18 protein-coding genes and 1 pseudogene are annotated in these 20,127 nt (G+C 74.9%); 8 read left to right on the top strand and 11 right to left on the bottom strand.

Annotation, left to right across the window (positions count from 1 at the left end):
• Nucleotides 1–25: 25 nt before the first annotated feature.
• Nucleotides 26–925, bottom strand: coding sequence for a LysR substrate-binding domain-containing protein (locus ACERUN_RS00980; protein ID WP_370287676.1), 900 nt, complete (start codon nt 923–925; stop codon nt 26–28).
• A gap of 93 nt (nt 926–1,018) precedes the next feature.
• Between ACERUN_RS00980 and ACERUN_RS00975 the strand changes: the two are divergent.
• A pseudogene (locus ACERUN_RS00975) lies at nt 1,019–2,059 on the top strand (hypothetical protein); the annotation flags it as partial.
• Between the two features lie 44 nt (nt 2,060–2,103).
• On the opposite strand, the gene ACERUN_RS00970 reads toward ACERUN_RS00975, so the two are convergent.
• Nucleotides 2,104–2,493: a tautomerase family protein gene (locus ACERUN_RS00970; RefSeq protein ID WP_370287675.1), complete on the bottom strand. Its 390-nt coding sequence runs from the start codon at nt 2,491–2,493 to the stop codon at nt 2,104–2,106.
• 147 nt (nt 2,494–2,640) lie between these two features.
• Here ACERUN_RS00970 and idi point away from each other — a divergent pair, with 147 nt between their 5' ends.
• The gene (idi, locus tag ACERUN_RS00965) at nt 2,641–3,177 is read left to right on the top strand and encodes an isopentenyl-diphosphate Delta-isomerase (protein ID WP_370287674.1); all 537 of its coding nucleotides are present in this window, start codon (nt 2,641–2,643) and stop codon (nt 3,175–3,177) included.
• Nucleotides 3,178–3,183: 6 nt separating this feature from the next.
• On the opposite strand, the gene ACERUN_RS00960 is transcribed toward idi, so the two are convergent.
• Together ACERUN_RS00960 and ACERUN_RS00955 are read right to left on the bottom strand one after the other, a co-directional pair.
• Nucleotides 3,184–4,143, bottom strand: coding sequence for an alpha/beta fold hydrolase (locus ACERUN_RS00960; RefSeq protein ID WP_370287673.1), 960 nt, complete (start codon nt 4,141–4,143; stop codon nt 3,184–3,186).
• Nucleotides 4,144–4,218: 75 nt separating this feature from the next.
• Nucleotides 4,219–4,806: a TetR/AcrR family transcriptional regulator gene (locus tag ACERUN_RS00955; RefSeq protein WP_370287672.1), complete on the bottom strand. Its 588-nt coding sequence runs from the start codon at nt 4,804–4,806 to the stop codon at nt 4,219–4,221.
• A 229-nt stretch (nt 4,807–5,035) separates the two neighbouring features.
• On the opposite strand from ACERUN_RS00955, the gene ACERUN_RS00950 reads away from it, so the two are divergent.
• Both ACERUN_RS00950 and ACERUN_RS00945 read left to right on the top strand, forming a co-directional pair.
• The gene (locus tag ACERUN_RS00950; RefSeq protein ID WP_370287671.1) at nt 5,036–8,038 is read left to right on the top strand and encodes a crotonase/enoyl-CoA hydratase family protein; all 3,003 of its coding nucleotides are present in this window, start codon (nt 5,036–5,038) and stop codon (nt 8,036–8,038) included.
• The gene (locus ACERUN_RS00945; protein WP_370287670.1) at nt 8,035–9,720 is read left to right on the top strand and encodes an AMP-binding protein; all 1,686 of its coding nucleotides are present in this window, start codon (nt 8,035–8,037) and stop codon (nt 9,718–9,720) included. The genes ACERUN_RS00950 and ACERUN_RS00945 overlap by 4 nt, the downstream gene beginning before the upstream one ends.
• Before the next feature lie 343 nt (nt 9,721–10,063).
• Here ACERUN_RS00945 and ACERUN_RS00940 read toward each other — a convergent pair whose 3' ends face one another.
• The 4 genes from ACERUN_RS00940 to egtB form a co-directional block, all read right to left on the bottom strand.
• A complete protein-coding gene (locus tag ACERUN_RS00940) occupies nt 10,064–10,498 on the bottom strand; it encodes a hypothetical protein (protein WP_370287669.1) in 435 nt (144 codons plus the stop codon).
• Nucleotides 10,495–11,253, bottom strand: coding sequence for a YqjF family protein (locus ACERUN_RS00935; RefSeq protein WP_370287668.1), 759 nt, complete (start codon nt 11,251–11,253; stop codon nt 10,495–10,497). The genes ACERUN_RS00940 and ACERUN_RS00935 overlap by 4 nt, the downstream gene beginning before the upstream one ends.
• A gap of 91 nt (nt 11,254–11,344) precedes the next feature.
• Nucleotides 11,345–12,337, bottom strand: coding sequence for an L-histidine N(alpha)-methyltransferase (gene egtD / locus ACERUN_RS00930; protein ID WP_370287667.1), 993 nt, complete (start codon nt 12,335–12,337; stop codon nt 11,345–11,347).
• Nucleotides 12,338–12,350: 13 nt separating this feature from the next.
• Nucleotides 12,351–13,730, bottom strand: a complete 1,380-nt coding sequence (egtB, locus tag ACERUN_RS00925; RefSeq protein ID WP_370287666.1) for an ergothioneine biosynthesis protein EgtB — start codon at nt 13,728–13,730, stop codon at nt 12,351–12,353.
• Between the two features lie 192 nt (nt 13,731–13,922).
• Between egtB and ACERUN_RS00920 the strand changes: the two genes are divergently transcribed.
• Nucleotides 13,923–15,131 (top strand): aminotransferase class V-fold PLP-dependent enzyme, encoded by a 1,209-nt coding sequence (locus ACERUN_RS00920; protein WP_370287665.1) that lies wholly within the window; start codon nt 13,923–13,925, stop codon nt 15,129–15,131.
• 70 nt (nt 15,132–15,201) lie between these two features.
• Nucleotides 15,202–15,414 carry a DUF6458 family protein gene (locus tag ACERUN_RS00915; RefSeq protein WP_370287664.1) on the top strand — a complete coding sequence of 71 codons (213 nt, stop codon included), beginning with the start codon at nt 15,202–15,204 and terminating at the stop codon, nt 15,412–15,414.
• Between the two features lie 48 nt (nt 15,415–15,462).
• Here ACERUN_RS00915 and ACERUN_RS00910 read toward each other — a convergent pair whose 3' ends face one another.
• The 3 genes from ACERUN_RS00910 to ACERUN_RS00900 form a co-directional block, all read right to left on the bottom strand.
• Nucleotides 15,463–16,185: a lysoplasmalogenase gene (locus ACERUN_RS00910; protein ID WP_370287663.1), complete on the bottom strand. Its 723-nt coding sequence runs from the start codon at nt 16,183–16,185 to the stop codon at nt 15,463–15,465.
• 32 nt (nt 16,186–16,217) lie between these two features.
• Nucleotides 16,218–16,658, bottom strand: a complete 441-nt coding sequence (locus tag ACERUN_RS00905; RefSeq protein WP_370287662.1) for an HNH endonuclease — start codon at nt 16,656–16,658, stop codon at nt 16,218–16,220.
• 193 nt (nt 16,659–16,851) lie between these two features.
• Nucleotides 16,852–17,991 carry a PucR family transcriptional regulator gene (locus ACERUN_RS00900; RefSeq protein ID WP_370287661.1) on the bottom strand — a complete coding sequence of 380 codons (1,140 nt, stop codon included), beginning with the start codon at nt 17,989–17,991 and terminating at the stop codon, nt 16,852–16,854.
• Nucleotides 17,992–18,073: 82 nt separating this feature from the next.
• Here ACERUN_RS00900 and ACERUN_RS00895 point away from each other — a divergent pair, with 82 nt between their 5' ends.
• Both ACERUN_RS00895 and ACERUN_RS00890 read left to right on the top strand, forming a co-directional pair.
• A complete protein-coding gene (locus ACERUN_RS00895) occupies nt 18,074–18,997 on the top strand; it encodes a proline dehydrogenase family protein (RefSeq protein WP_370287660.1) in 924 nt (307 codons plus the stop codon).
• Nucleotides 18,998–19,038: 41 nt separating this feature from the next.
• Nucleotides 19,039–20,127: aldehyde dehydrogenase family protein (locus ACERUN_RS00890; protein ID WP_370287659.1), on the top strand; the 1,089-nt coding region annotated here is incomplete at its 3' end.

The raw sequence follows: 20,127 nt of genomic DNA, 5'->3' as shown, positions 1-20,127 counted from the left end.
GGCGTCCGAGGAGGGGCGTGCGTCGTCAGCGGTCGCGCGCCGCGATCGCCAGCAGGTCGCGCAGCGGCCCGGCCGGTGGACGACGCCCGCCCACCCACACGGCCGTGAAGTCGCGCTGCAGGTCGAGGTCGGCGGTCGCCACCTCCACCAGTCGCCCGCCGTCGATCTCGCTGCGCACGGCCCGCTCGCTGAGGAAGGCGGGCGGTCCGCCGGCGCGCACGGCGGCGAGCACGGCGGCGGTGGTGGTGAGCTCGACCTCGGGTGCGACGGGGAGCGCGCCCGCTGCGGCGAAGGCGTCCTCCACGGTGCGCCGGGTGCCCGAGCCGGGCTCGCGACTGGTGAGGGCGCGCGCGGCGATCGCCGCCGGCCGCAGCGGGGCTCGCCGCCGCACCCAGGCGTCGTCCGGTTCGGCGACCAGGACGAGTCGGTCGTGGCCGACCACCTGGGTGGCCAGGCCGGCCAGGTCGCCGCGGCCCTCGATGAAGCCGAGGTCGGCCTGCCCCTCGCGCACCGCCTCGAGCACGGCCTCGGAGTTCGTCGCCACCAGGTTGGCCACGGTGTCGCGCTCGCGTCGCAGACGGACGAGCCAGCGGGGGAGCAGGTACTCGGCGGTCGTCATCGAGGCGTGCACCCGCAGCTCGCGCCGGTGCTCGGTGCGCAGGGTGAGCAGTGCCGCCTCCACCTCGTCGGCGCGCTCGAGCAGGGGGCGGCTCCACTCCACGAGAAGGCGCCCGGCCGGCGTGAGGCTCGAGCCGGTGGTGGCGCGCTGCACCAGCACGAGCCCGGCGCGCACCTCCATCGCGCGCAGTCGCTCGGAGGCCGACTGCTGTGACATGCCCGCCGCGCGCCCGGCCGCGCCGATGCTGCCCAGCCGTGCCACGGCCTCCAGCAGGCGCAGGGAGGGGAGGTCGGGGAGCAGGTCCACGACGCCACCCTAGCCGCACTCACAGGCTCGCCCTGTGGCGCCACCGGGAGCCGGGGGCTACCCGGGCGCCCTCGGGGCGACGAGGCTCGACGCATGCTGCACGCCCCCGAACCCCGACCCGCGATCCCCGGCCTCTCCGCGGGGCCGGCGTGGTTCCCGGCCGTCATGGGCACGGGGCTGCTCGCCGTCGTCCTCACGACGGTGCGCTCGCCGCTGGGCGCGCTGGCCCCGGCGATCGGCGTGCTCGCCGTCCTGCTGCTCGGCGCCGCGGCCGGGGCTGCGGCTCGGGCGCTGCTGCTCGAGCCGCGCCTCACCCTCGCGCGGTGGACGACGCCCGCGGCACTGCCGCTCCTCGGGGCTCCGCCCATGGCGCTCATGAGCGTGGCCGCGGTGCTCGCGCTCGCGGGAGGTGCGAGCGGTTCCGGGCTCCGGGTGGCCGCCGTGCTGCTGTGGGCGACGGGGACGGTTGCCGGGGTGCTCGCGGCCGCGCTGCTGCCCGCGCGGCTGCGTCGGTCGGGCAGTCTGCGCCGCCCCTCCTGGCTGCTGCCGGTCGTGCCGCCGCTCGTCAGCGCGGCCACGGGGCCGGCCGTGCTGGGGCTCGACGACCCGAGCCCGCCTCTGGACACGACGGTCCACACCCTGCTGTGGAGCGGCCTGGTCGCCCTCGCCGCCCTTGCCGCGGTGCGGGCCGTGCCGGTGCTCCACGGCGTCGTCCGCGATGCCGTGGCGGGTGACGCTGCGGCGCGTGGCGCCGCCGGACCCGCGCTGTGGATCGTGCTCGGGCCCCTCGGTCAGTCGGTGACCACCCTGCACCACCTGGTGCTCACGGGGCCGTGGGCGGGCCGCGCCGAGGGGGCGGGCGTCGTCCTCGTGGTGGGGGTGCCGGTGTGGGGTGCTGCGCTGGTGTGGCTGGTGATCGCCGCCGCGGCGGCGCGACGCGCTGCGAGCCGCAACGGCGGCGATCACGGGCTCGGGTGGTGGGCGCTCACGTTCCCGCTGGGCACGGTGGTGACGGCGACCGCCTGTCTCGCCGACGCTGCCGCAACCATCGGAGCGACCGGTTCTGGGCGGGTGCTGGAGGCCGCGGCCGGCGCGCTCGCGACGGTGCTCGCGACGACCTGGGCGGTCGTCGCGGGCGTCACCCTCGGGTGGCTGTCACGCGCGCTGGTGCGTCGTCCTCAGAGGTCGCCGGTGACGAACTGCGCCACACCGCCGCCGAAGGACCAGTCGTCCGGACCGTTCTCGACGATGGAGACCATGAGGTCCGCCGGGCTGACACCGCACCGCTCCTGCAGGCGCGTCGCCAGCAGCCGGTAGAAGGCCTGCTTGGCCTCGCTGGTGCGCTGGCGGCTCGTCACCCGGATCACCACGACCCGCTCGCTGCGCTCGAAGCCGAGGTCCGTGTCGAGGAGCACGAGCTCGCCGGGCTCGTGCTGGGTGAGCACCTGGTAGCGATCGGTGTCGGGCACCTCGAACGCCTCGACCATCGCCTCGTGCACCGTGTCGAGCAGGAGGCGGAGCTCGTCGGGCGTGCGATGGCGCAGGACGTCGATGGCGATGAGCGGCATGGGGGCTCCTCGTGGGTGGCCGGACCGGATGGGGGACGATGGTGACAACGGGGGAGTACCCGCCGGGTCCGGCGTGAGTCGCCCGGGTCCGGCATGTCACAGGGCGCATCGCAGGGGCCGCGCAGGGCACATCACAGGGGAGGGACGTTGGCCGAGCAGGATCTCGTCGAGCTCGTCGACGACGACGGCCGCGCCACCGGATCGATCACCGTCGGCGAGGCGCACCAGGCGCCGGGGCGACGTCACCGCGCCTTCTCCGTGGTCGTGCTCGACCGCGTGGGCGGGCGGGTGCTCCTGCAGCGCCGTGCCGAGGTGAAGCTGCGCTTCGCCGGCGCGTGGGCCAACGCCTGCTGCGGCCACGTGCCGCCCGGCGGCGATCCTGCCACGAGTGCCCGTCGGCGTCTGGTCGAGGAGCTCGGCCTCGTCGCCGACGAGCGCTTCCGCGAGGCCGGCATCCACGTCTACGACGCCCCCGACGCCGTCTCGGGCATGGTGGAGTGCGAGTACGACCACGTGCTGGTGCTCGAGGTGGAGGCTACGAGCGTCGTCCTCGAGCCCGACCCGGCCGAGGTGTCCGAGGTGCGCTGGATGCCCGTCGAGGTCGTCCGGAGGTTGGCCGGGACCCCGCAGGCGGCGCCGTGGCTGGCGGGCGTGCTCGCGGTGGCCGTCCCTGCCGCTGACTGAGCCGGTTCAGCCGATCCGGTCGCGCACGTGGGCGAGCGCCGCAAGCAGCGCGTCGCCGTACTGGTGGGGGCGGGTCAGGGCGAGGTTGTGGTCCGCGGGCACCGCGACGACGCTCGCTCCGATCGCCTCGGCGGCCGCGCGCTGCAGGTCCGGGCGGCACACGCGGTCGCGCTCCAGCACCACGAAGGCCGACGGCGTGCCGCGCAGGGCGGCTGCCTCGCCGCGCAGATCGGTGGCGAACACCGCGTCGATCACCTCGAGCATCTCCCGGGTGCTGGTCGTGGCGAGCTCGGCGCTCAGCCAGCCCCAGTAGGGCAGGAGGTCGGGGTGGCGGCGGATCGTGTCGTGCCAGTAGCGCTGCGAGAGCCGCGCGCAGACGGGGTGCTCGGCCAGGCCCTCGACCGCCCGCAGGCTGCGGTGCACGGCCCGATCCCGCGGCAGCGACGCGTAGGTGAGGGCGCACGCCTGCGGCACGATGCCCGCGACGCGGTCGGGATGGCGCAGCGCCGTCGCCATCGCCGTGACGCCCCCGAGGGAGAAGCCGGCGAGGATCGCCCGGTCGAGGCCGAGCGTGTCGAGCAGCGCGACCAGGTCGTCGGCGGCGTCGTCGTAGGTGAAGCGGGTGCCGCGGATCCCGCGGCCGTGGCTGCGCGTATCCATCGCGACGAGCGGGTGCTCGCGGGCCAGCAGGTCGTAGACGCGGTGGTAGTTCAGGTCAGCGGTCATGGTCCAGCCGTGCAGCAGCACCACCGGCGTGCGCCCGGTGGGGCCCGAGAGTTCGCGGACGAAGGTCGTGCCGCGCCCGGGCAGCGGCAGGTGTCGTCCCGGTGGCAGTGGCGGTAGATCCGTGCCGCCGGCGGAGACCGGTCGCAGGGCGGCGGCGACGAAGCGCGCGTCGCGGCGCAGGCCCCACCACCGCGGTGCGCGGGGACGGGAGGCGGTCGAATCGGCGACGGCGGGCGGCACGTCGAAACCGTATGGTCGGACTGTTTGGCTCGTCAACGGGAGCGCCATCGCCTCGGGCCCTCGTGCCCTCCCGGCTCAGCCGTCGGCGAGCGTGCGGAGGACCTTCTTCCACTCCTCGACCACGACCGTCGTGCCGGAGCGCGGCGAGAGCACCCCGGCGAGGTGCGAGCCGCTGAGGAGGTCGATGGTGAACTGCACGAGCAGCGGCGTGCGCGGGTGGTCCTCGCCCACGAGGGCCGTGACGCTCGAGTGCACGGTGAGGAAGATCCGCTCCTGTAGGGGGAGCAGCGCGGCGCGCAGGTCGTCGTCGGTGCGAGCGGCCACCCACAGTTCGAGGGCCACCGCGTAGGCCGGACCCTGCAGCTCGCGCCACACGGCGTCCACGAGGTCGTCCCAGTCGCCCGCGCGGCGCGGTGAGGTGAGCACCTCAAGGCGGCGCTCGACGATGTCCTCCACCACGCCGGCCATCAGGGAGCTGCGGGTCGGGAAGTGGTGCAGCAGCGTGCCGCGCGCCACGCCGGCCCGCGCCTGCACCGCCCCCACTGTGGTGGCGCCGTGCCCGCTCGCGAGCAGGCACTCGAAGGCGGCATCGAGCAGCAGTGCCCGGGTGGCCGCAGAGCGTTCCTGCTGCGTACGCCGAGGTGCGGAAGGGGGTGCCGACATGCGGGCCACCCTAATCGGCCACCGCGCCCTGGACGGTTCCTCCCCGCGGTGGTCGCCGTGGTCTGCGGTCTACCAACGATTTCTGTCCGGATTCGACCCTGGAACCGACGAAATTCGGTGGTGCGTGGGCGACCAGCCCCCCGCCGGCCGGTCCGAGTGGACGACGGGGGGCCGGTGCCGCATGATGGACGAATCAGTCCGATCAGACGGAAAGTGAGAGGATCCCCACGTGCCGTCGACACCGAAGTCCCCGAGCCCGATCGTCCGCCTCCAGCGCCTGGGCCGCCAGGCCCGCACGCTCGCCCCGATCCTGGCCGACACCGCGCGACTCACCGCGGGCGAGACCCTTCGTCGCGTCGTGCCCGGCGCGTCGGGCACGGGCGGCCCGGAGGTCGCGGCGGGGGAGAGCGTCGACCTGGCCGCCCCCGACGGCGTGGCCGACTACGCCCGCCAGGTGAGCGCCCAGCGGCTGGTCGCCGCGGCGCCGGCCGACGTCCTCGACCTCGTGCTCGACCTCGGGCGCAGCCACGAGTGGCTGACCCTCCACCTGGCCTGGCGCGGCGAGCGCCCCGACCGCATCGAGCCCGGCGCGAGCTTCACCCAGCAGATCAGCCTCATGGACATCCCGGCCCAGGCCCGCTGGGAGGTCGAGCGCGCGGACGACGCCGGCTTCGCCCTGCGCGGCACCGGCCCGATGGGCATCACCGTCGGTCTGTGGTGCACGCTGCAGGCCGCGTCCGGTGGCACCGCGGTGCGACTCGACGGCGCCCTCGACGGCTCGCCGGTGAAGGGGCCGGTCGGTCTCACCGCCGTGCGCAGCGTGCAGACCGCGCTCACCGACTCCCTGGCCGAGCTCGCCTCCCTCCTCGAGGACGACGGCGCACCCGCCCGCCTGCGCGTGCCGGACGAGCCGGTGCTGCACGAGCGCACCGGCGCGCTGCTCGAGCCGACCACCCCGGTGGTGGTCGGCGTCGGCCAGGTCGTCGTCCGCGAGCCGGGGGCGGCGCCCGAGGAACCGGTGGCCCTGGCGGCGCGTGCCCTGCGCGCCGCCGCTGCCGACAGCGGCGCCCGGCTCGACCTCCTGGCGGTGGCCGACCTGGTGGCCGCCGTGCCGAGCGCCTCGTGGACCTACCCCGACCAGGCCGGTCTGGTGGCCTCGCTCGTGGGAGCGGAGAACGCCGCCACCGTGCAGACCTCGCCCTACGGCGGCGACGGCGCGCAGCTGGCGCTCAACGACGCCGCGCAGCAGGTGGTCGACGGGCGCGCGCAGGTAGTGCTCGTGAGCGGGGCCGAGGCCGGCGCCTCGGTGGCCGCGCTGCAGCGCGACGGGCGCGAGCCCGCCTGGACCCGCCAGCCCGACGACGTCGCCCCCGACCGGCAGATCGGTGTCGATCGCCCGGCCAACAACGAGGCCGAGGCGGCGGTCGGGCTGAGCGCCCCGATCTATGTCTATGCGCTGCTCGAGTCGGCCCTGCGAGGAGCCGCCGGCACCGACGAGGCCACGCACCGCGCCGCCATCGCCGAGCTGTGGTCGCGCGCGAGCGCGGTGGCCGCCGACAACCCGTTCGCGTGGGACCCCACTGCCCGCAGCGCCGAGGAGATCGCCGAGCCGAGTGCCGACAACCGGTGGGTGAGCGAGCCCTACACGAAGCTGATGTGCGCCAACCTCCAGGTCGACCTCGCCGCGGGCGTGATCGTCACCAGCGTCGCCGCCGCGCAGGCCGCGGGCGTGCCGCAGGAGCGCTGGGTCTTCCTGCACGCCGGCGCCTCGGCCACCGACGAGTGGTTCGTCTCCGAGCGGGCCGACCTCGCCGACTCGCCCGCGATCGCCGCCATCGGCGCCGCCGCGCTCGACCACGCCGGCATCGCACCCGACGACCTCGGGCCCGTCGACCTCTACTCCTGCTTCCCGGCGGCCGTGCAGCTCGGGGCCCGCGCGATCGGCCTGCACTGGGACGACGCGGCCCGCCCGCTGAGCGTCACCGGCGGCCTGACCTCCGCCGGCGGCCCCGGCAACAACTACGGCCTGCACGCCGTGGCCTCGATCGTGCCGCAGCTGCGCGAGCGCCCCGACGAGTACGGCCTGTCGAGCTCGCTCGGCTGGTACGCCACCAAGCACGCTCTCGGCGTCTACTCGGCTCGCCCGCCGCAGCAGCGCTACACCCACCTCAAGCCGGCCTTCGACCGACCGGCGTCGCGCCCGGTGCGCACCGAGCTGGCCGACGGCGCCGAGGCCGTGGTCGAGGCGCTCACCGTGCCGCATGCGCGCGAGGGTGGGGCCGAGGCCGTGGTGCTCTCGGTGCTCACCGAGGACGGCGCCCGCGTGCTGCTGCGTCGCGAGGATCCCGCCGAGATCGCCGAGCTCACCGCCGGCGACCTGCTGCGCCGTCGCGTGCGCGCCGCGGGTGGTCGTCTCGTGGTCGTCGACGGTGAGCCCGCCGCCGAGCTGCCCGCGCCGCCCGCGGCCTCGCTGCACACCCGGCGCGCGGGCGAGGCCGGCGAGGTCGTCGTCCTCACGCTCGACCGGCCGGAGGTGCGCAACGCCATCGACCGGCGCACCGCCCTGGCCCTCGAGCGGGCCGTGGACGACGCGGAGGCCGACCCCACCGTGCGGGCGCTCGTGCTCACCGGCGCCGGTGGCACCTTCTGCGCCGGCATGGACCTCGCCGGTGCCCATCGCGGGGAGGTGCCGGTGACCGATCGGCGCGGCCCGCTCGGCCTCACCGCCGAACCGCCCACCAAGCCGATGGTCGCCGCGGTCGAAGGTCCGGCCCTGGCCGGCGGCTTCGAGCTCGCGCTCTGCGCCGACCTCGTCGTGGCGGCCGAGGACGCCACCTTCGGGCTGCCCGAGGCCAAGCGCGGCCTGCTCGCCGCCGCCGGCGGCCTGTGGCGCACCGCCACGCGCCTGCCCCGACCGGTGGCGCTCGAGCTCGCGCTCGTCGCCGACGCCCTGCCCGCCGCGCGCCTGCACCAGCTCGGCCTGGTCAACCACCTCGTCGAGCCCGGCCACGCCCTCGAGCGCGCCCTCGATCTCGCGCAGCGCATCGCCGCCAATGCGCCGCTCTCGGTGAGCGTCGGCAAGCAGATCGTGGACGCCGCGCCCACCTGGTCGCCGGAGGAGGGCTTCGAGCGGCAGAGCGAGCTGGCGAGCCCGGTGGTGCTCTCCGACGACGCCCGCGAGGGCGTCGCGGCCTTCGCCGAGAAGCGTGCGCCGAAGTGGACGGGCCGATGAGCGGCGTGGGCGTGCTCGGGCGGCTCGTCAGCGTCGGCCCGCGGGCGGCGGCGGGCGTCGTCCACGAGGTGGCGACGCCGGTGCGCGACCTCGCCGGCGGCCTGAGGGTGCTGCAGCGCGAGGGGCTCGTGGAGCCCGCGCGCCTCGACCGCACGCTGCGCGCGGCCCGCGACACCCGGCGCCTCGGCCCCATCACCGCGGCGATCCGCCTCGCGCGGCGCCGCGCACCCGGTGCGGTGGCACTGCTCGACGCCCACGGCGAGCTCACCTTCGCCCAGTTGGACGACGCCGCGGCCGCCCTGGCCCACCGGCTGCTCGGTCTCGGCGCCGCTGCGGGCGCGCGGCCGCCGGTGGTGGGTCTGCTCGGCCGCGACCCCCGCGGCGCCGTCCAGGTGCTCGCCGCCTGCGGCTACGCCGGAGCTCGGGCGGTGCTGCTCAACACCGGCTCCGCGGCGCCGCAGCTGGGGGCGGTGCTGGCGCGGGAGGGGGTGGGCATCGTCGTCCACGACGCGGAGTTCGACGACCTGGTGCGAGCCGCCCTCGCCGACGCCGGCCTCGACCTTCCGCTGCTGCGCGCCGACGACCTCGGCGGCCCGCCCGCGGTGCCGGTGGCGCCGCCGCCGACGCCTGCTCGCTCGGGAGGGCTGGTGGTGCTCACCAGCGGCACCACCGGTGTGCCGAAGGGTGCGCCGCGGCCGAAGGTCAGCCCGCTGCAGACCGCCCAGGTGATGGACCGGCTGCCCTTCCCGCGCGGAGCCACCGTGGTGATGGCCGCGCCCGTCTTCCACGGCACCGGCCTGTCGCAGACCTGCATCGCGCTGTCGTCGTGCTGTCGCGTGGTGCTGCCCGGACGCTTCGACGCGCGCCGCGTGGCCGACCTCGTTCGGCGCACCGAGGCCGAGGTGCTCGTGCTCGTGCCGACGATGCTGCACCGCCTGCTCGCGCTGGACGACGCGGCGACCGCGCTCGCGAGCGTGCGCCGCATCTACGTGGGCGGCTCGGCGCTGACCCCCGAGCTGTGCCGGCGCGCGCAGGCCACGCTGGGCGACGTCGTCCACAACCTCTACGGCTCGACCGAGGTCGGCATCGCCGCGGTGGCCACGCCCGCCGACCTCGCGCTCGCGCCCGGGTGCGTCGGACGGCCGCCGGTCGCCGCCCACGTGCGGGTGCTGGGCCTCGCGCCGCAGCGGCGCGAGGTGGCGCCGGGGGAGAGCGGCGTGATCTTCGTGCGCAGCGCCCTGGCCTTCACCGGCTACTCCGACGGCAGCGGCAAGGAGGTCGTCGGCGGCTACGTGAGCACCGGCGACATCGGTCGCATCGACGCCCACGGCCTGCTCCACGTGATCGGGCGCGACGACGACATGATCGTCTCGGGCGGCGAGAACGTCGTCCCCGCGCGCGTCGAGCAGCTGCTCGACGCCCACCCGTCGGTGGACGAGGCGGTCGTGGTCGGCGTCCCTGACGAGGAGTTCGGCCAGCGGCTGCGGGCCGTGGTCGTCCCGGCGCCCGGCGCGACCGTCGACCCCGAGGAGCTGCGCGACTTGGCCCGCACCCAGCTGGCCCGCCACGAGGTCCCGCGGGAGGTGTGGACTGTCGAGGCCCTGCCCCGTAACGCCACCGGCAAGGTGCTGCGTCGCGTGCTCGCCGCCGCGTCGTCCCCCGACGAGGTCGGCGGCACCTGAGCTCGGCGGGTCGGCCGCGGCGGTTGTAACACGCCGTCCACCGGTCTACCTGTCGGTTGTCAGTCGTTCGGGGGCCGAATTCGGCGCTGTGGCGACTGAGAAGCGGCGAGGAGTCGGGTGGACGGCGTGTTACATCCCGCGCGGCGCCGGCCGACCCGGATGCCCGGTGGCTGTAACACGCCGTCCACCGGTCTGCCTGTCGGTTGTCAGTCGTTCGGGGGCTGGATTCGGCGCTGTGGCGACTGAGAAGCGGCGAGGAGTCGGGTGGACGGCGTGTTACATCCCGCGCGACGCCGCAGCGCATGCTGCGCGACGGTGGCCAGCAGGGGGGCGGGGGGGCGGCTCAGACCAGCAGGACGACGGCTCCGGCGAGACCGATCAGCGACCCGAGGGTGCGTACCCGGTCGGCGAGCAGCAGGCGGGCGATGAGCGCATCGGTGCGGCCGGCACCGAGGCGGCCGTGGGTGGGGGCGGCGGCGAACGCGGTCGCCGCGAACGCCAGCGCGGTGCCGCCGAGCCCGAGTGCCACGCCCAGCAGTCCGGTGCCGCCGGTGCCGACCGGACCGTCGAGCAGCAGCCACGCGCACCCGGCGAGGAGCGCGGGGTACAGCACGGCCACGAGATAGCTGATGCGACGCGAGTGAGCGTCGTGGGCTCGCGACCAGTCGTGGTCGGGCACGTCGCGCAGCGCCGGGTAGACCACCACCGACACGGTCAGCTGGAACGCCGCGTGGGCCCCCGCCAGCACGGCGAAGGCCTCCGCCGACGTCAGGCTCACCCGCGTGACCTCACCAGCCGCGGCAGGCCGAAGGAGGTGTGCACGGGGTCGGCCACCATCACCGAGGCCGGCGCCTCGCGCCCGACGATGCCGGGCAGCCCGGCGGCGGCGACCAGGTCGTCGTCCAGCTCGAGCAGCTCACCGCGGTTGAGGTCCCACGGCACGTGGGTGTTGGGCACCCACCAGGTGCGCCCGAGGTGCTGGGTGTGGAGGCCGAAGCGCGCGGTCAGGAAGACCTCGAGGTCGCTCGGCTCGGCGATCGGCTCCCCTCGGCGGACGACGAGCCGCCCGCCCGCGCCGCGGGGCGTGGGCCAGCGCCGGCTGGTGCGGTAGGAGAACATGTCGCCGTCCTGCTCGAGCGACATCTTCGCCCAGGTGTAGGGCGTGGCGAAGGCGAGCCGGGCGCCGAGCGCGACGATGAGGCGGTCGGTCTCGAGGGAGCGGAAGACCACGCCGTGGCGACCCTGGTCGTCGACGGAATACAGGCGCACGTTGGTCTCGATGAAGTCGCCGAGCCACGGGACGGCCGGGCCCCGCCCGAACCCCGCACGCCGCATGGCGAACGGGATCAGCCCCACGTACGTCGCACCCCCGAGGACGTCGGGTCGCACTCCCTTCGGCAGCAGCGGCGCGACCCGCTCGGGGTCGACCGCCCAGTGCACGAAGGTCAACTGGTCCCACACCTGCTGCATGATCTTGGGGCCGCGCAGGTCGGGCGCCCAGGGGCTCAGGGTGCGCTTCGGAGTCGTGGTCACCCCTCCAGTGTGGCGCGGTGACCTAGGCCACCGAGCCCGCCCGAGGCCCCTCGTCACCGCGGGTGGGAGGCGCCCGCGGAGCCGCGCGACCTCAGACCTTCGTGGCCAACGTGAGGGCGAAGTCCTCGGCGTCGTCGGTGAACGTGCGCGTGACCTCGAAGCCGGCCTCGCCGAGCTCCTCCGCGATGCCGTGGCGGCGGAACTTGGTGGAGATCTCGACGCGGATCTCCTCGCCCGCGGCCAGGTCGATCTCGAGGTCGGCGCCCGGCACGCGCACGTGCTGGGGCACCTCGGCGCGCAGGCGGAGGTCCATGCGCTCCATGGTGGCGTCCCAGAACGGCACGTAGGAGAAGTCGCCGAGGTCGAAGTCGGCACCGAGCTCGCGGTTGACCACGGTGAGGCTGTTGCGCACGAACGCCGCGGTGACGCCCTCGCTGTCGTTGTAGGCGGCGATCAGGCGGTCGGCGTCCTTGACCAGGTCGGTGCCGAGCAGCAGCGAGTCGCCCGGCTCCAGGGTGTCGGCCAGGGCGCCGAGGAAGGCGCGACGCTCCTCGACGTAGAGGTTGCCGATGGTGCCGCCGAGGAAGGCGACCATGCGTCGTCCGCCGCGGGGGAGGTGGGCCAGGTGCAGGGTGAAGTCGCCGACGATCGCCTCGACCTCGACCCCCGGGTGGCGTCCGGCCACCGCGGCGGCGGCGTCGCGCAGCGTCTGCTCGGAGACGTCGACCGGGCAGAAGCGCTGCAGCTGCCCGGTGGCGTCGAAGGCGTCGAGCAGCATGCGGGTCTTCTCGCTGGTGCCGCTGCCGAGCTCGACGAGCGTGGTGGCGCCGCTGAGCTCGGCGATGTCGGCTGCGTGGCGCGTGAGGATCTCGTGCTCGCGGGCGAAGGGGTAGTACTCGGGCAGCTTGGTGATGCGGTCGAACAGCTGCGAGCCGTGGTCGTCGTAGAGCCACTTGGGCGGCAGGGAGCGCGGCACCGTGCCGAGCCCGCGGCGCACGTCGGCGACGAGGCTGCCGGCGGCCCAGTCGGACTCGAGCAGCACCTCGACGGTGGGCTTGCGGGTGGAGTTGTCAGCAGCGGTCATCGAACGGCTCCGTTCATCGTGTGGTGAGCGGGGCACCGCCGTCGGCGAGTCGCACCCCCGAGAGGGCCCAGCGGGCGCTGGGCGGGAAGAAGTTGCGGTAGGTGGCCCGGGCGTGCCCGGGAGGGGTGAGCGCGCAGCCGCCGCGCAGCACCATCTGGCCCGACATGAACTTGCCGTTGTACTCGCCGATCGCGCCCTCGGCCTGGTGGAAGCCCGGGTAGCCGAGGTAGGCCGACGACGTCCACTCCCAGCAGTCCGTGCCCACTTGGCGCAGTCGAGGGCCGCGGCTCGGCTCGTCGCGCACCCCCGCCGCCCGCGGGTGGACGACGACCTCGGCCGCCCCGCTCGGCTGGGCCGGGTCGGTGGCGTAGCGGGCGTCGGACCCGGCGTGCAGCGCCACCCCGTGCTCCCACTCGGCCTCGGTGGGCAGCCGCTTGCCGGCCCAGGTGGCGTAGGCGTCGGCCTCGTAGTGGCTGATGTGGCACGCCGGCAGGTCGGGCTCGACCGGGAACGTGCCGTAGAGGGTGTGCTCGAACCACACGCCGTCGATCAGCTGCCAGTAGAACGGCGCCTGCCAGCCCTCGTCCTTGACCCGGCCCCACCCGTCGGAGAGCCACAGCTCGTGGCGGCGGTAGCCGCCGTCCTCGATGAAGGCCAGCCACTCGCCGTTGGTGACGAGCCGGTCGGCCAGGCGGTACGGCTCGAGCCAGGCCCGGTGGCGGGGCAGCTCGTTGTCGAAGCAGAAGCCCCCGCTGCCTTCGACGCCCTCGTGGCCGATCTCGACGAGCCCGCCCTCGACGTCGACCCACTCCAGCGGCCCGGCGACGCGCGAGCCGTGGTCGGCCGGTCGGGCGGCGTAGGCCGGCTGCAGCGGGTTGCGCGAGAGCACGTGCTTGATGTCCATGAGCAGCAGCTCCTGGTGCTGCTGCTCGTGGTGGAACCCGAGCTCGATGACGGGCGCCAGCTTGTCGAGGGTGCCGTCGTCGACGCGCTCGACCAGGGTGCGCACCCGCTCGTCGACGTTGGCGCGGTACTCGCCCACCTCGTGGGCGCCCGGACGGGAGATGAAGCCGCGGTCGCTGCGCGTGTAGCGCGGTCCGACGGCCTCGTAGTAGCTGTTGAACAGGAACCAGTAGCGGTCCTGGAAGGGAGCGAAGCCGGGCTCGTTGTCGGCCAGCAGGAAGGTCTCGAAGAACCAGGTGACGTGGGCGCGGTGCCACTTCGTCGGCGAGACGTCGGCCATCGACTGGACCGTCTGGTCCTCCGGCGAGAGCGGAGCGGCGAGCGCCTCCGTGTGGCCGCGGACCTCGGCGTAGCGGGCCGAGAGCTCCTCGGCGGTGGTGGTGCGGGGTGGTGCCGGTTGCTGGGCAGATCGGTCGAGCTGGTCGGGCATCGCGGCCCTCCTACGGTGTCGCCGGGCCCGGCGCCGAACGAGAGGCGCCGGGTGCTGCTGGTGGACGAGCCTAGACAGGTGGTCCGACATCGACTACCCGCTGGCCGCGACGTCACCCGTTCGTCACATCCACTTCTTTTCTCTTTCGTCGCCGGGTGCGGCGCGGATGGCGGCGTGCGCGATGCTGGCCCGATGAGCGCCATCGACGTCGCCGCCGAGCGCGACCTGACCCCCGGCGTGCGCGGCCACGTCTTCCTCGACAGCGCCGGATCGTCGCTGCCACCCACGCCCGTCGTGGAGGCGATGGTGGGGCACCTGCGCCGCGAGGCCGAGGTCGGCGGATACCGCGCCGCCCTCGAGCGCCTCGACGACCTCGAGCGCCTGCCCGTCGCCATCGGCCGGCTGCTGGGGGTGGACGCCGCGACCGTGGCGCTCACCGACAGCGCCACGCGATCGTGGACGCAGTTCGTCGCCGGCCTGCACCTCGGCCCGGGCGACCGCGTGCTGCTGGCCGGCAACGAGTACGCCAGCAACGCGATCGCGCTGCTGCAGCAGGCGCGGCTGCGCGGCGTCGAGGTGGACGTCGTGCCGTCCGACCCCGACGGCTCCGGCCCGATCGACCTCGCGGCCCTCGCCCGCGCCCTCGAACGCCCCACCCGGCTGGTCTCGCTCGTGCACGTGCCCACCAACACCGGCACCGTGGCGCCGGTGGCCGAGGCGGCGCGGCTCGCGCGCGCCTCGGGGGCGCTCGTCGTCCTCGATGCCTGCCAGGCGATGGGCCAGCTCGACGTGCGCCTCGACGGGGACCCCGACGGCCTGGCGGTGGACGCCGTGTCGGCCACCGGCCGCAAGTGGTTGCGCGGGCCGCGCGGCACCGGCTTCCTGCACGTGCGGGCCGGGCTGCTCGAGCAGCTCGAGCCCTTCGGTGCCGACCTCCGCGCCGGTGAGTGGACGACGCCCGACACCTACCGCCTCCGCGCCGACGCCCGCCGCTTCGAGCAGTGGGAGCACGACGTCGCGGCGCGCCTCGGCCTGCTCGTCGCCGTCGAGCACCTGCTCGACCTCGGCCCGGCCGCGGTGGAGGCGGCGGTGCGCTCGCGCGCCGCCTCGCTGCGCACGCTGCTCGGCGACCTGCCGGGCGTCACGCTCCACGACCGCGGCACGGACCTGGCCGGCATCGTCACCTTCACCGTCGATGGCCGCGAGCCCGAGGAGGTGCGCGACGCGCTGCGCGAGCGTGGCGTCACGGTGTCGGTGTCGGGCCGCGGGTCGACCCTGCTCGACATGACCGAGCGGGGGCTGCGGGCCGTCGTCCGCGCCTCACCGCACTACTTCGTGGACGACGCAGACCTCGACCGCGCTGCCGGCGAGGTGGCGGCGCTCACACGCGCGGGGGTGTGAGGCGGCGGATCGGGGTTACCGATGTTGCACCGCGGGAGCCCGAGCCCGCCCAACACCCTAGGAGAGCACCATGGCCATCGGCCTCGGAGTCATTCTCATCATCGCCGGCCTCGTCCTGGCATTCGACGTCGTCACCCTCGACATCGCCAACGTCAACGACAACACCCTCGGCTGGATCCTGCTGGCCGGTGGCGTGATCGCCATCGCTGTCTCGCTCGCCGCGACCCGCCGTCACACCATCGTCGAGGAGCGCCCGGTCGACGTGGAGCGTCGCATCCGCTGAGCCGAACCCCTCCGCACTGAGCCGTCTGCCCCTCGGGAAGCAGGCGGCTCAGTCGTTTCTCGACGGAGGAGCACTAGCCGCGGCGGCGCCGCGGGCGAGCAGCAGCTGGGCGGCGGTGTAGGTGGCCATGACGGCCGACTCCATCCGCGGGTGCGGGGTGGTGCCCAGCAGCTCGGGCAGCACGAAGGTGCGGGCGCCGAGCACCGCGTCGGAGGTGAGGAACAGCGAGGCGCCGGCGGCGGTGAGCAGCCGGGCACGTCGCGGCAGTGACGGATCGAGATGCTGGGCGCTCGCCGCGAGCGTCGACAGCAGGCCGGAGTACCCCAGCACCACCGCGCCGAGACGCCGGTCGCGCCGAGCCGCAGCGGCCGCCACCACCGGCGCCGAGAGCGCCCACGTGCCGGCGATCGCGCGCGTCGTCGGGCGCGAGGGCAGCGTGGTGGAGCGGTCGCGCTGTGCTCGCAGCCCGCGCAGGTAGGCCAGGTGCCCCACCCCGAAGGACGACGCGCCCGCCGCGAACGAGCGCGGGTCCTCCCTCAGCAGCCAGACGTCGCCCGCCCACCCGCACGCCTGCGCCGCCAGCGTCGTGGCGCGCAGGGGCGAGCCGGTCGCCCGCTCGTCGGTGGCCAGCGATGCTGCCAGCACCGGCATCAGCAGCGGCTTGGTCACGCGGCGTGCCCGATGCGCGCCCGCGCGCCGCGAACCGGCCAGTGCCGTGTCGACCGCGGCGAGCGCCGCGTAGGCGAGGGTGAGTCGGGTCGTCGTCCGCACGCGGCGAGCGTAGTGATGCGCGACCCCGCGCGTCAGCGCCCGCGCATCTCCAGCAGCTGCGCGCGCGTGGGCTCGTAGGGCGTGACGCGCAACCGCATCCCCGCCTCGGACGGCGTCCGGTCGGCTTTGCGCCCGTTGCAGCCGCGGCAGGCGGCCACCGTGTTCAGCCATGTCCAGCGCCCGCCACGGCTCTGGGGGAGCAGGTGGTCGACCGTGGTGGCGTGGGCGCCGCAGTAGGCGCAGGTGTGCCCATCGCGGATGAGCACCGAGGCGCGGGAGTAGGCGGCGGTGCGATACATCCACCGGGCGGCCACGTAGCGCACGAGCCGGATGACCAGCGGCCACGGGTGCGGACCGACGCGGCGCTCGTCGTGGGCCTGCTCGACGATCGCGACCTCGCGCACCAGCATCCGCACCGCGTGCTGGAAGGTCACGGTTCCCAGCGGCTCGTAGGAAGCGTTCAGGAGCACCACCACCGCCACGGTCTCTCACCCCCTCGACACCCGAGTGGCTCCCGGGTGTACGTCACCAGTGTGCGCCCGCCGCGGGTGCGGCGCAGCCCTGCACGATTGTGGTCGCGTCGAATCCAAGCCGCGACTCGTTTCCGCGCGGCCACGATCACGTGACACCCAGGCGACGTTTCGCGGTCGGAGGGCCGCGGTGGGCTCAGTCCAGGAAGGGCGCGAGCTCGAGCGCCAGGTGCAGCCGCAGCCGGTCGGCCCCCCGGCTCAGGTCGAGGCCGCCGAGCCGGGCGGCGTGGTCGAGGCGGTGGTAGACGGTCTGGCGGTGCACGCTCAGCCGCTCGGCGGTGCGCGACGCGCTGCCCGCCTCCTCCAGCCAGATCCTCACGGTCGCCAGGACGTCGTCCGGCGCCGCGGCGAGCAGGTGGGACAACCCCGTGTCGAGCACGGCCTCGCGCAGGTCGTCGTCGCGGCCGAGGCCCAGCAGCGTGAGCGGGCCGAGGTCGCTCCAGCGCACCACCTCGCCGGAACCACGGGCGCGGGCGACCCGCAGTGCCACCTGCGCCCCGCGGTGCGAGGTCGCGAGCTCGTCGATGCCCTCGACCGTCGGGCCGACGGCGACGCGGGTGGCGGCGTCGAGCCCGGCCACGCGGCGTCCGACCCCGAGGGCGGTGAGCACGGCGTCCAGGTCATCACAGCCTTCCAGCAACCCCGCGCGGACGACGCCCTCCGCCACGTCGGGGGAGCGGAACCACGCCACGCCCGCCCGCGCCGGCCGGCTCGCCACCTGGTCGAGCAGGTCGGGGCGCTCCACCAGGACGCACGTCACCGCCTCGTCGAGCCGCACGCCGACCGCCCGGGCGAGCTCGTCGGCGGAGGCGCGTGCGGCGCGTCGTCCACCCTCGACGAGTTCGCGGAACAGGGCGTCGCGATGCGACTGCCGACGTTCCGCCACGCCGAGCAGGCGGGCGGCTGCCTCGGCGATGCGTGTGGCCTCGGGCCAGGTCTCGGTGGGGATGCGGTCGTCGGGATCGAGCAGCCAGAACCAACCGTGCACCCGGTCGAGATGGCGAGCCGGCACGCAGAGGCGGCCGACGATGCCCAGCCGTGCGTCGCCCTCGACGCGCAGCGGGCCGGGGGAGGACTCGATGCCGTGCTCGCGGAACCAGGCCCGCACCTGCTCGTCGGAGCGACGCTGCAGGATCGAGCGCTGACGGATCGGGTCGACCACGTCGTCGGCGCGATGGTCGCTGAAGGCGATCAGCCGGAAGTCGGGGTCCTCCAGGGTGCAGGGGGCATCGGTGAGCCGGGCCATGTCCTCGACGAGGTCCTCAAGCGTCGCCATGCGCCAAATGTCGCATATTCGACACCTTGAACCGTGACAGATGTCGATTCACCATGGCTCAGGTCACTCGTAGCGTGGAGCCATGCTCAGCCAGACCCTCACCCGGGCCTCCCGCAGTCCCCGCGCTCGGCGCGCGGTCGAGTCGCTGCCGCTGACCCGCCGCGTCGTCGACCGCTTCGTGCCCGGCGAGAGCACCGGGGACGCCGTGGACGCCGTCGCCGCGCTGACCGCCCGCGGTCGGCTGGTCACGGTCGATGTGCTCGGCGAGGACGTCACCGACCCGGCCGGCGCCCGCGCCACCCGCGACGCCTACCTCGCGCTGCTCGCCGCGCTCGCCGAGGGCGGTCTCGCCGAGGGTGCCGAGGTGTCGCTCAAGCTCTCCGCCCTCGGCCAGGCGCTGCCCGACGGTGCCGCTCCTTCGCTCGAGCACGCCCACGCGATCTGCTCGGCGGCGGCCGGGGCCGGCGCCACGGTCACCCTCGACATGGAGGACCACACCACCACCGACGACACCCTCGAGGCCGGTCGCGCCCTGCGCGCCGACTTCGCCTGGGTCGGCAACGTGCTGCAGACCAACCTGCGCCGCACCCCCGGCGATGTCGCCGACCTCGCGGCCGCCGGCGCCCGGGTGCGCCTGGTCAAGGGTGCCTACCGCGAGCCGGCCTCGGTGGCCCACCAGCGCAAGGCCGAGGTCGACCGGGCCTACCTCGACGCCACCACCGCACTCATGCGCGGCCGCGGCTACCCCATGATCGCCACCCACGACGAGCGCATGCTCGACCACGCCGCCCGGGCCGCCCGCGAGGCGGGCCGCGGCGCCGAGCAGTGGGAGACCCAGATGCTCTACGGCGTGCGCACGGACCTGCAGGAGCGCACGGTCGAGGCCGGCGGCCGCATGCGGATCTACCTGCCCTACGGCACCGATTGGTACGGCTACTTCATGCGTCGCCTGGCCGAGCGGCCGGCCAACGTCGCCTTCTTCCTGCGCGCCCTCGCGCACCGCTGAGACTCCGCCCCCTCATCCCGACGCACGCCGAGGAGATCCCCATGGACGCCGTCACCACCCCGCCGAGCCCCCTCAACGAGCCGGTGCTCACCTACGCGCCCGGCACCGGTGAGCGCGAGGCCCTGCAGGCCGAGCTGAAGGCCCAGAGCGCCACCGTGCGCGACCTGCCCGCCTGGATCGGCGGGCGTGCCGTGATCGGCGACGGCGAGCAGATCGAGGTGCGTGCCCCGCACGACCACGCCCACGTGCTCGGCACCATGCGCAACAGCACCCGGGACGACGCGCTGGCCGCGGTCAAGGCCGCTCAGGACGCCGCCCCCGCCTGGCGCGCGCTGCCCTACGACGAGCGTGCCGCCATCCTGCTGCGCGCCGCCGACCTCCTCGCCGGCCCGTGGCGCCAGCGCCTCAACGCCGCCACCATGCTGGGCCAGGCCAAGACCGCGCAGCAGGCCGAGATCGACTCCGCCTGCGAGCTCATCGACTTCTGGCGTTTCAACGTGCACTTCGGCGCGCAGCTGCTGCGCGAGCAGCCACCCGCCAACGCCCCCGGCGTGTGGAACCGCACCGACCACCGCCCCCTCGAGGGCTTCGTCTACGCGATCACACCCTTCAACTTCACCGCGATCGCGGGCAACCTGCCCACCGCCCCCGCCCTGATGGGCAACACGGTGATCTGGAAGCCCTCGCCCACCCAGCAGCTCGCGGCCACGCTGACGATGGAGCTGCTCACCGAGGCCGGTCTGCCGCCGGGCGTGATCAACATGCTGCCCGGCGACGGCCAAGCGGTCTCCGACGTCGTCCTCGCGCACCCCGACCTCGCGGGCATCCACTTCACCGGCTCCACGGCCACCTTCCAGCACCTGTGGCGCACCGTCGGCGAGAACATCGCCGGCTACCGCACCTACCCGCGCCTCGTCGGTGAGACCGGCGGCAAGGACTTCGTCATCGCCCACCCGAGCGCGGACCCCGACGTCCTGCGCACCGCTCTCGTGCGCGGCGCCTTCGAGTACTCCGGCCAGAAGTGCTCGGCCGCCTCCCGCGCCTACGTGCCGGCCTCGCTGTGGGCGCGCATGGGCGACGACCTCATCGCCGCCACCGAAGGCCTCATCGTCGGCGACGTCGCCGACCTC

Origin of the sequence: Nocardioides sp. (genome assembly GCF_964229035.1) — a bacterium.
GTDB lineage: Bacteria > Actinomycetota > Actinomycetes > Propionibacteriales > Nocardioidaceae > Nocardioides.
The sequence above is the reverse complement of the archived record's forward strand: the minus strand, read 5'-3'. Positions and strand labels throughout refer to the sequence as shown.

What these genes read in the sequence shown, in the direction of transcription:
- ACERUN_RS00970 (WP_370287675.1), bottom strand. Translation starts at nt 2,493, where the DNA reads ATGCCGCTCATCGCCATCGACGTCCTGCGCCATCGCACGCCCGACGAG.
- ACERUN_RS00895 (WP_370287660.1), top strand. Translation starts at nt 18,074, where the DNA reads ATGCTCAGCCAGACCCTCACCCGGGCCTCCCGCAGTCCCCGCGCTCGG.
- ACERUN_RS00945 (WP_370287670.1), top strand. Translation starts at nt 8,035, where the DNA reads ATGAGCGGCGTGGGCGTGCTCGGGCGGCTCGTCAGCGTCGGCCCGCGG.
- ACERUN_RS00900 (WP_370287661.1), bottom strand. Translation starts at nt 17,991, where the DNA reads ATGGCGACGCTTGAGGACCTCGTCGAGGACATGGCCCGGCTCACCGAT.
- egtD (WP_370287667.1), bottom strand. Translation starts at nt 12,337, where the DNA reads ATGACCGCTGCTGACAACTCCACCCGCAAGCCCACCGTCGAGGTGCTG.
- egtB (WP_370287666.1), bottom strand. Translation starts at nt 13,730, where the DNA reads ATGCCCGACCAGCTCGACCGATCTGCCCAGCAACCGGCACCACCCCGC.
- ACERUN_RS00915 (WP_370287664.1), top strand. Translation starts at nt 15,202, where the DNA reads ATGGCCATCGGCCTCGGAGTCATTCTCATCATCGCCGGCCTCGTCCTG.
- ACERUN_RS00920 (WP_370287665.1), top strand. Translation starts at nt 13,923, where the DNA reads ATGAGCGCCATCGACGTCGCCGCCGAGCGCGACCTGACCCCCGGCGTG.
- ACERUN_RS00955 (WP_370287672.1), bottom strand. Translation starts at nt 4,806, where the DNA reads ATGTCGGCACCCCCTTCCGCACCTCGGCGTACGCAGCAGGAACGCTCT.